Genomic DNA, 9,054 nt, shown 5'->3' with positions numbered 1-9,054 from the left:
AGCGTTTTGCTTACTTTTGCGCTTTTCAAAAGTGAGCCGCTGTAAGAGCGGAACCCATTTCAGCCATCACCCAAATAACGGATATACCCCCAAACAGCAGAACTTGCACCCCCCGCGCTCCCATGAAATAGTCAGCCAAGCAAGTGCTTGGTTGGCTACCATCGGAACACAAAGGAGCGCGTCCATGTCTGTCGCTATTCGTTTGCCGCTGCAAGTCTTCTTCGACCGCGAAGCCCGCCACCCACGGCAACGATTCCTGGTTCAGCCCATCAAAGGCGGCGAGGTCCAAACCCTCACCTGGGCCGAAGCCGGTCACCAGGCCCGCTGCGCCGCCCACTGGCTGCGAGCCCGCGACCTGCCCCAGGGCTCCCACATCGCCCTGATCTCGAAAAACTGCGCCCACTGGATCATCGCCGACCTCGCCATCTGGATGGCCGGGCACGTCTCGGTCCCGCTCTACCCCAACCTCACCGCCGACTCCGTCGCCCACGTACTCGAGCATTCCGAAGCCGCACTGGCATTTATCGGCAAACTGGACGACTGGCCCGCCATGTCCGCCGGAGTAAAGGCCGACCTGCCCACCATCAGCCTGCCGCTGTGCCCCGATGGCGAATTCGATTTCACCTGGGCCGACCTGCAAGCCTGCTCACCCATTCAGGACAACCCCGCGCCCGCAGCATCCGATCTAGCCACCATCATCTACACCTCCGGCACCACCGGCCTGCCCAAGGGCGTGATGCACAGCTTCGGCGCGCTGGCCTTCGCGGCCATCCGCGGCACTGAACTGTTCGGCCTGGGGGAGGGCGACCGCCTGCTGTCCTACCTGCCGCTGTGCCACGTCGCCGAACGCATGTTCGTGGAGATGGCCTCGATCTACACCGGACAGACAGTATTTTTCGCCGAGAGCCTCGACACTTTTCTGACAGACCTCAAACGGGCGAGGCCAACAGCGCTGTTCGGCGTACCGCGGATCTGGACCAAATTCCAGATGGGCGTCTATAGCAAAATCCCCGCAAGCCGCCTCGATACCTTGCTGCGCCTGCCCTTCATCGGCAAGCGGGTCGGCCACAAAGTACTCGCCGGGTTGGGCCTGGACGCTGTGCGCGTGGCGATCTCCGGCGCAGCCCCCGTGCCCGAAGCACTGTTGGTCTGGTATCGCCGGCTGGGCCTGGATGTGCTGGAGGTCTATGGCATGACCGAAAGCTGCGGCTACTCCCACGTGTGCCGCCCCGGCCAGCAGAAACTCGGCTGGATAGGCCCGCCATGCCCGGACGTCGAAGTACGCATTGGTGACGACGGCGAAGTCCAGGTACGCAGCGGCGCGACCATGCTCGGTTATTACAAGGACCCGGCAAAAACTGCCGAGACCCTCACCGCCGACGGCTTCCTGCGCACCGGCGACAAGGGCGAGCAGGGCACCGATGGCCGCCTGCGGCTGACCGGGCGGCTCAAGGAAATCTTCAAGACCAGCAAAGGCAAATACGTGGCCCCGGCGCCGATTGAAAACCGCCTGGCCGAACATGCACGCATCGAGCAGGTGTGCGTGGTGGGCGATGGCTTGAGTGCGCCCATGGGCCTGTGCGTGTTATCTGCCGTGGGTCTGCAAGATGCCGCAGGCGCTGGGCGCCAGGCTTTGCAGGGCAGCCTTGAACGCTTGCTGGAAGAGGTCAACCAAGTGCTCGATAAACATGAGCGCTTGCGCCAACTGGTGGTGGTGAAAGACAGTTGGGCGGTGGAAAACGGTTTTCTCACGCCGACCTTGAAGATCAAGCGCAACGTGATTGAATCAGCCTACGGGTCGCAGTTCCTGGCCTGGAGCGAGCGCTCCGAAGCCGTGCTGTGGCAGGATTGAGCACTGACATAAAACCAATAAGGACCGATCAATGAGCCTGTGGCGCACCCAACCGAATATCGAGCAACTGAATGCGATTCAGAAAAACACCATCGGTGAAGTACTGGATATCCGCTTTGAACGTTTTGACGACGAGTCCCTGACAGCCAGCATGGTGATCGACCACCGCACCCATCAACCCTACGGCCTGCTGCACGGCGGCGCGTCGGTGGTACTCGCGGAAACCGTGGGCTCCATGGCCAGTTACCTGTGCATCGACGCCAGCAAGTTCTATTGCGTTGGCCTGGAAATCAACGCCAACCACCTGCGCGGCCTGCGCAGCGGGCGGGTGACGGCGGTGGCCAAGCCTATTCACATCGGACGCACCACCCACGTATGGGACATTCGCCTGACCAGTGATGAAGGCAAGGCCAGCTGCGTATCGCGCCTGACCATGGCCGTGGTGCCGCTGGGGGAGAACCCGCCGGCCCGATAGGCGTGGCGTGAGTGTCATCATTCCTGGCAGTTACAGTCATTGCCGTGACTGCCCGGTCTGGGGAGAATCAACACTCTGTTTACGGTGATGGATCAGGTATGTCGCAGCACGTGTTTTTCGCTCACGCCAATGGCTTTCCTTCGGCGACCTACGGCAAATTGTTTGCCGCCCTGGCCCCGGAGTACGCCGTCGCGCATTTGCCGCAGCACGGTCACGACCCCCGGTTTCCAGTGGATGACAATTGGCAGAACCTGGTTGACGAACTGATCCACCACCTTGAGCAACAACCGGAGCCGGTGTGGGGCGTGGGCCATTCGTTGGGTGGTGTGCTGCACCTGCATGCGGCCATGCGTAGCCCGCAGCTGTATCGCGGGGTGGTGATGCTGGATTCGCCGGTACTGACCCTGGCCGATCGCTGGGTGATCCGCGCGGCCAAGCGTTTCGGCTTTATCGACCGGCTGACCCCGGCGGGGCGCACCCTGGGCCGTCGTGAAGAGTTCGCCGACCTGGCGGCTGCGCGCCAGTACTTCGCCGGCAAGACCTTGTTTCGCGGCTTTGATCCCGACTGTTTTGATGCCTACCTGCAACACGGCCTGGAACCGGTGGGTGATCGCCTGCGCCTGCGCTTTGATCCGGCCACCGAAATCAGCATCTACCGCGGCGTGCCCCACACCAGCCCCGGCCAGGCCCGGCAACTGAAAGTGCCGCTGGCGGTGGTGCGTGGTCGCCAGAGCCGGGTGGTGATGCGTCACCATGCCAGCGGCGTGGGGCGCATGCCCATGGGCGAAATGCTGACCATGCCCGGCGGCCACATGTTTCCCCTTGAACGCCCACAGGACACCGCCACTTTGATCAAGAACCTGTTTGCCCGTTGGGAAGCTCGCCAGCGCGAGCGCAGTTGCGCATGACTGCGCCCGTCGAAGAAGTCCGCCTGGCGCTGCCGCACATCGAGTTGGCGGCGCATCTGTTCGGCCCTGAAGATGGCCTGCCGGTGATTGCCCTGCATGGCTGGCTGGACAACGCCAACAGCTTCGCCCGGCTGGCACCGAAACTCGATGGCCTGCGCATCGTTGCGCTGGACATGGCCGGCCATGGTCACTCGGCCCATCGACCCGTTGGAGCCGGTTATTCCCTGTGGGATTACGTCCACGACGTGCTGCAAGTCGCCGAACAATTGGGATGGAAACGTTTTGCATTACTTGGCCACTCCCTCGGCGCCATCGTTTCCCTGGTGTTGGCCGGCGCCTTGCCGGAGCGGGTGACGCACCTGGGATTGATTGATGGCGTGATCCCGCCGACCGGCACCGCAGACAACGCCGCCGAACGCCTCGGCATGGCGTTGCAGGCGCAAATGAACCTGCAGGACAAGCGCAAGCCGGTGTACAGCACCCTTGATCGCGCGGTGGAAGCGCGGATGAAAGGCGTGGTGGCAGTCAGTCGTGAAGCCGCCGAACTGCTGGCCCAGCGTGGCTTGATGCCCGTGCCGGGTGGTTACACCTGGCGCAGCGACAGCCGCCTGACCCTGGCCTCCCCCATGCGCCTGACAGAAGAACAGGCGATGGCCTTCGTGCGCCGAGTCGGCTGTCCGACACAGTTGGTGGTCGCCGAAGACGGCATGTTGGCGAAACATTCCGAATTGCTTTCCGGGCTTCCGTTCCAGGTGACTACCTTGCCCGGTGGCCATCATTTGCACCTGAATGACGAGCCAGGCGCTACCCTTGTTGCAGACTGTTTCAATCGGTTTTTCTCCACGCCTTGACTTGGCGGGGTCAACTGCCGAGGCTGGGCGGATCGAAAGGGAGTCAACCATGAACGATCTCAACACCGCAGCGCACCCCAATGGCCAGGGCGCGCCGATCCGATGAGTATGCCGAAGGGATTTTTTCGTGTTCTGGGGCTGTGCTGTTTCAGCCCGCTGGTGTTTGCCGCCGACGTACCGGGTAGCCAGGACTTGCCCGCCGTGGCCCGTCAGGTCGACGCGCAGATCGTCGACTACCGTCCCGCCGAAGAGAAAGAACGTATCTACCCGCTGGGCTCGATCCGCAAGATCAGCGGCCAGCTGCGCTATGAAGGCCAGGCCACCGCCCGCGGCCAAGCCACTGCCATCACCTACGAACTGCCTGCCGAGCACACCTCCAGCGCCGCCTTTACCGCCACCCGTGAAGCCTTGCAGGCCCAGGGCGCGCAACTGCTGTTCTGGTGCCAGGCCCGTGATTGCGGCGAAAGCAGCCTGTGGGCCAATGAAGTGTTCGGCAATGCCAAGCTGGTGGGCGCCGACGGCCAGCAGGAATACCTGCTGCTGCGCCTGGCGGCCCCGCAGGACAACTCCCTGGTCGCGTTGTACGGCATCACCCGGGGCAATCGACGGGCGTACCTGCACGTGGAGCAGATGGACGCCAGCGCACCGCTGGGCGATTTGCTGCCGACCTCCGCTACGCTGCTGCGGGAACTGAAAAGCACTGGCGAGCTGGATTTTCCCAAGCTGGGCGCCGAGCCTGACGCCACCTGGCTCACCCTTATTTCCCGCGGATTGAACCTGGATGCCACGTTGCGGGTCAGTTTGACCGGGCCCACCGCCGAGGCATGGCGCCAGGGCTTGATCGATCAGGGCGTACGTGCGGCGCGCCTGGAAACCGGCACCACCGAAGCCAAGGGTTTGCACCTGCATCTGATACGCTGACCGTTCCAGGGCGAACGGACCCGCGCCGTTCGCCTAAGCTCTTCCTCTTACAGACTTCTTTTCGAGAAACCACATGCTCAATAACGATCGCCTGCTGGTGCAGATCCTGCTGCTGGTGTTGTTTGGTGCCAGCTTCTGGGTGATGGCGCCTTTCTGGTCGGCGCTGTTCTGGGGCGCGGTACTGGCGTTTGCCAGTTGGCCGGTGATGCGCTTGCTCACCCGCTGGCTGGGCGGTCGCGAATCGCTGGCCGCCGGGATCCTGACCCTGGTCTGGATGCTATTGGTGGCGTTGCCGCTGGTTTGGCTGGGGTTCAACCTCGCCGACCATGTGCGCGATGCCGTGGGCCTGATCAAGGATATCCAGGTGGATGGCTTGCCTGCGGCGCCCACCTGGCTCGGTTCCATTCCCTTTGTCGGCGAACGATTGGTGGCGATGTGGGACAGCATCGACCAGCAGGGCGCGGCACTGATGGTCACGTTGAAACCGTACCTGGGCCAGGTCGGCAACTGGTTGCTGGCCCGCAGTGCGCAGATCGGCGGCGGCATCCTGGAACTGACCCTGAGCCTGGTGTTCGTGTTCTTTTTCTACCGTGACGGGCCGCGCCTGGCGATGTTTGTGCATCGCTTGCTGGAGCGGTTGATCGGCGACCGGGCGGGTTATTACATCGAACTGGTCGCGGGTACGGTGCAGCGGGTGGTCAACGGTGTGATCGGCACCGCTGCCGCCCAGGCCTTGCTGGCGCTGATCGGCTTCTGGATTGCCGGTGTTCCGGGGGCTTTGGTGCTGGGGATCGTGACGTTCCTGCTCAGCCTGATTCCGATGGGCCCGCCGCTGATCTGGATCCCGGCCACCGCCTGGCTCGCCTGGAAGGGCGACTACACCTATGCGGTGTTCCTCGGTGTATGGGGCACGTTCATCATCAGCGGCGTCGATAACGTGCTCAAGCCCTACCTGATCAGCCGTGGCGGCAACCTGCCGCTGGTGATCGTGTTGCTGGGGGTGTTTGGCGGGTTGATTGCGTTCGGCTTTATCGGCCTGTTTATCGGCCCGACATTGCTGGCGGTGGCGTATAGCTTGTTGACCGACTGGAGTGCCACCCAGGCTCAGGTGCGGCGGGAAGATAAAACCGGGCAGTAATGGTTCCTGCAGGGCGCAGGAACCATTCCTACGCCCTTGGCAGCCACATTACGGCGGTAAGGCCGCCGCCCGGAGTTTCCTCCAGGCTCAGCCGTCCACCGAGGCGTTCCACGGCTTCCTTGGAAATCGTCATGCCCAACCCCACGCCACCGGAATTGCGGTTGCGCGAGCCTTCCAGCCGATAAAACGGTTCAAACACCGCCTCGCGTTTATCCGCCGCAATGCCCGGGCCGTGGTCGATCACTTTCACCACCAGCGCCTGCGGAGTGTCCGCGAGTTCGATGCGCGCGGTGCCGGCGTACCGCAGGGCGTTATCGATCAGGTTGTTCAGGCACGAACGCAGGGCCATCGGTTGCACTTGCAGCGGCGCGCACTCACCACTGCATTGCACATCGGAGCCACGGTCCTGGGCGTTTTCACTCAGGGATTCCACCAGCGCCTGCACATCCAGCCAATGCCGGGTTTCGCTGGTGCGCTGCTCGTGCAGGTAGCTCAGGGTGGCGTCGAGCATGCCGATCATGTCGTCCAGGTCCTGGCGCATCTGGCCCTGCAGCTTGGTGTCTTCGATCTGTTCCAGGCGCAGCTTGAGCCGTGACAGCGGCGTACGCAGGTCGTGGGACACGGCGCCCAGCATGCGGGCACGCTGGGTGACCTGTTCGCGGATGCGCTTTTGCATCAGGTTGAAGGTCGATGCCGCTTGCCGCGCCTCCCGTGGGCCGGACTCGTTCAGCGGTGGGCTGTCGAGGTCCAGGCTCAGGCGCTCGGCCGCGGCGCTCAGGCGCTGGATTGGCCGGCTGAGCAGCTTGGCGCCGTACCAGGCGGCAATGATCAGCGAGATAAACTGGAAGGTCAGCGGCACCACAGGCCCGCCGAACCAGGGACGGCGATGCTCCTTGGGCATTGGCGTCAGGCTGCCGTCCGGTTGCTCGATGAAGGTCTCGTGGGGCGGAGGGGGCGGCGGGCCATAATGGTGAAACCAGAAGAATGCCAGCGCGTGGGCCAGCACAATCGCTACCAGCAACACACCGAACAGCCGCCCGAACAGGGTGTTGAAGGCGTTGCGCATCAGCCGATATCTCGGGCGTCGAACAGGTAGCCTTCACCGCGTACGGTCTTGATCAACTGCGGGGCCTTGGGGTCGTCCCCCAGCTTCTGGCGCAGGCGCGAGACCAGCAGGTCAATGCTGCGATCAAAGGCCTCGATGGAGCGACCCCGGGCCGCGTCCAGCAATTGTTCGCGGCTCAGCACCCGGCGCGGGCGCTCGATAAACACCCACAGCAAACGGAATTCGGCGTTGGACAGCGGCACCACCAGCCCGTCGTCGGCCACCAGCTGGCGCAGCACGCTGTTGAGGCGCCAGTTGTCGAAGCGGATATTCGCCCGCTGCTCGGTGCGGTCATCCCGCACCCGGCGCAGGATGGTCTGGATGCGCGCCACCAGTTCACGGGGCTCGAAGGGCTTGGACATGTAGTCGTCGGCCCCCAGTTCCAGGCCGATAATGCGGTCGGTAGGTTCGCAGCGGGCGGTGAGCATCAGGATCGGGATGTCCGATTCCGCCCGCAGCCAGCGGCACAGCGACAGGCCGTCTTCGCCCGGCAGCATCAGGTCGAGCACCACCACGTCGAAGGTCTCCGCTTGCATGGCCTGGCGCATGGCCGCGCCATCGGTCACGCCGCTGGCGAGGATATTGAAGCGCGCCAGGTAATCGATCAGCAGTTCGCGGATCGGCACGTCGTCGTCGACAATCAGTGCGCGGGTATTCCAGCGTTTGTCTTCACCGACAAGCGAGGCTTTTTGATCGTCATTCAGCACAGGAGTCAGGGTTTGCATGGTGCGATCATCTACCTGGTTGGCCGCCGGGCCGAAGCTCGGCGGAGAGGTTGTTGCGTTCAGCATAGGCGCCCAGCCCCGGGGCTGGAAGTTCTGTACGATGGTTCACGTGTGCGAGGCTAATCTTCGGGGGTATTGCAGGCATGTCGGGAATGTATCTGTTTTGACACAATTGCCCGGGAGCCCGCAATCTGGCGGCTAAATCGCGAATTACCGATCATCGGATCCCGCAAACCCGCTGCTTGCGCTACAATCCGCGCCGATTTCGACTTGCCTGAGAGCCCATTCCAATGTCCGCCTGCCAGACTCCTATCATCGTCGCCCTGGATTACCCCACTCGTGACGCCGCACTGAAGCTGGCTGACCAGTTGGACCCCAAGCTTTGCCGGGTCAAGGTTGGCAAGGAACTGTTCACCAGTTGTGCCGCCGAAATTGTCGGCACCTTGCGTGACAAAGGCTTCGAGGTGTTCCTCGACCTGAAATTCCACGATATCCCCAATACCACCGCGATGGCGGTCAAGGCCGCCGCCGAGATGGGCGTGTGGATGGTCAACGTGCACTGCTCCGGCGGTTTGCGCATGATGGCCGCGTGCCGTGAAGTGCTCGATCAGCGCACCGGCCCCAAGCCACTGCTGATTGGCGTGACCGTGCTGACCAGCATGGAGCGTGAAGACCTGGCCGGCATCGGCCTGGACATCGAGCCACAGGAACAAGTGCTGCGCCTCGCGGCCCTGGCGCAAAAGGCTGGCCTGGACGGCCTGGTGTGCTCGGCGCTGGAAGCGCAGGCGTTGAAGACCGCCCACCCGGCGTTGCAACTGGTGACCCCGGGGATTCGCCCGGCGGGCAGCGCCCAGGACGACCAGCGTCGCATCCTGACCCCGCGCCAGGCCCTGGATGCCGGTTCCGATTACCTGGTGATCGGTCGCCCGATCAGCCAGGCGGCCGACCCGGCCAAGGCGCTGGCAGCGGTAGTTGCCGAGATTGCCTGACCTACCCGACCTGAAGCGGGCACGGTAAAAAAATGTGGGAGCGGGCTTGCTCGCGAAGGCGGTAGAGCAGTCACCTTATGCATTGACTGT

9 protein-coding genes are annotated in these 9,054 nt (G+C 63.3%); 7 read left to right on the top strand and 2 right to left on the bottom strand.

Going from position 1 to position 9,054, the window contains the following annotated elements; genetic code table 11:
- Window positions 1-184 precede the first annotated feature (184 nt).
- From ACW9I6_RS27600 to ACW9I6_RS27575, 6 genes are all read left to right on the top strand, one after another.
- Window positions 185-1,852, top strand: a complete 1,668-nt coding sequence (locus ACW9I6_RS27600; RefSeq protein ID WP_102369643.1) for an AMP-binding protein — start codon at window positions 185-187, stop codon at window positions 1,850-1,852.
- Window positions 1,853-1,883: 31 nt separating this feature from the next.
- Complete coding sequence (locus ACW9I6_RS27595) at window positions 1,884-2,327, top strand: hotdog fold thioesterase (RefSeq protein WP_087695369.1); 444 nt, start codon at window positions 1,884-1,886, stop codon at window positions 2,325-2,327.
- Window positions 2,328-2,425: 98 nt separating this feature from the next.
- On the top strand, window positions 2,426-3,235 hold the full coding sequence (locus ACW9I6_RS27590; RefSeq protein WP_008431257.1) for an alpha/beta fold hydrolase: 810 nt from the start codon (window positions 2,426-2,428) through the stop codon (window positions 3,233-3,235).
- Entirely contained in the window at window positions 3,232-4,086 is an 855-nt protein-coding gene (locus ACW9I6_RS27585; protein ID WP_087695368.1) for an alpha/beta hydrolase, read from the top strand. The genes ACW9I6_RS27590 and ACW9I6_RS27585 overlap by 4 nt, the downstream gene beginning before the upstream one ends.
- A 102-nt stretch (window positions 4,087-4,188) precedes the next feature.
- The gene (locus ACW9I6_RS27580; protein ID WP_003217171.1) at window positions 4,189-5,007 is read left to right on the top strand and encodes a DUF4892 domain-containing protein; all 819 of its coding nucleotides are present in this window, start codon (window positions 4,189-4,191) and stop codon (window positions 5,005-5,007) included.
- 73 nt (window positions 5,008-5,080) lie between these two features.
- Window positions 5,081-6,145 carry an AI-2E family transporter gene (locus tag ACW9I6_RS27575; protein WP_003217173.1) on the top strand — a complete coding sequence of 355 codons (1,065 nt, stop codon included), beginning with the start codon at window positions 5,081-5,083 and terminating at the stop codon, window positions 6,143-6,145.
- 28 nt (window positions 6,146-6,173) lie between these two features.
- Here ACW9I6_RS27575 and ACW9I6_RS27570 read toward each other — a convergent pair whose 3' ends face one another.
- The gene (locus ACW9I6_RS27570) at window positions 6,174-7,211 is read right to left on the bottom strand and encodes a sensor histidine kinase (RefSeq protein ID WP_003217175.1); all 1,038 of its coding nucleotides are present in this window, start codon (window positions 7,209-7,211) and stop codon (window positions 6,174-6,176) included.
- Entirely contained in the window at window positions 7,211-7,975 is a 765-nt protein-coding gene (locus tag ACW9I6_RS27565) for a response regulator (protein WP_032898726.1), read from the bottom strand. Before ACW9I6_RS27565 ends, ACW9I6_RS27570 begins: the two co-directional genes overlap by 1 nt.
- A 290-nt stretch (window positions 7,976-8,265) precedes the next feature.
- On the opposite strand from ACW9I6_RS27565, the gene pyrF reads away from it, so the two are divergent.
- Window positions 8,266-8,964 carry an orotidine-5'-phosphate decarboxylase gene (gene pyrF / locus ACW9I6_RS27560; RefSeq protein WP_457340052.1) on the top strand — a complete coding sequence of 233 codons (699 nt, stop codon included), beginning with the start codon at window positions 8,266-8,268 and terminating at the stop codon, window positions 8,962-8,964.
- Window positions 8,965-9,054 lie beyond the last annotated feature (90 nt).

Source organism: Pseudomonas sp. SDO5522_S412 (genome assembly GCF_054071215.1).
Note: the sequence above shows the minus strand (reverse complement) of the source record. Positions and strands in the feature narration are given on the sequence as shown.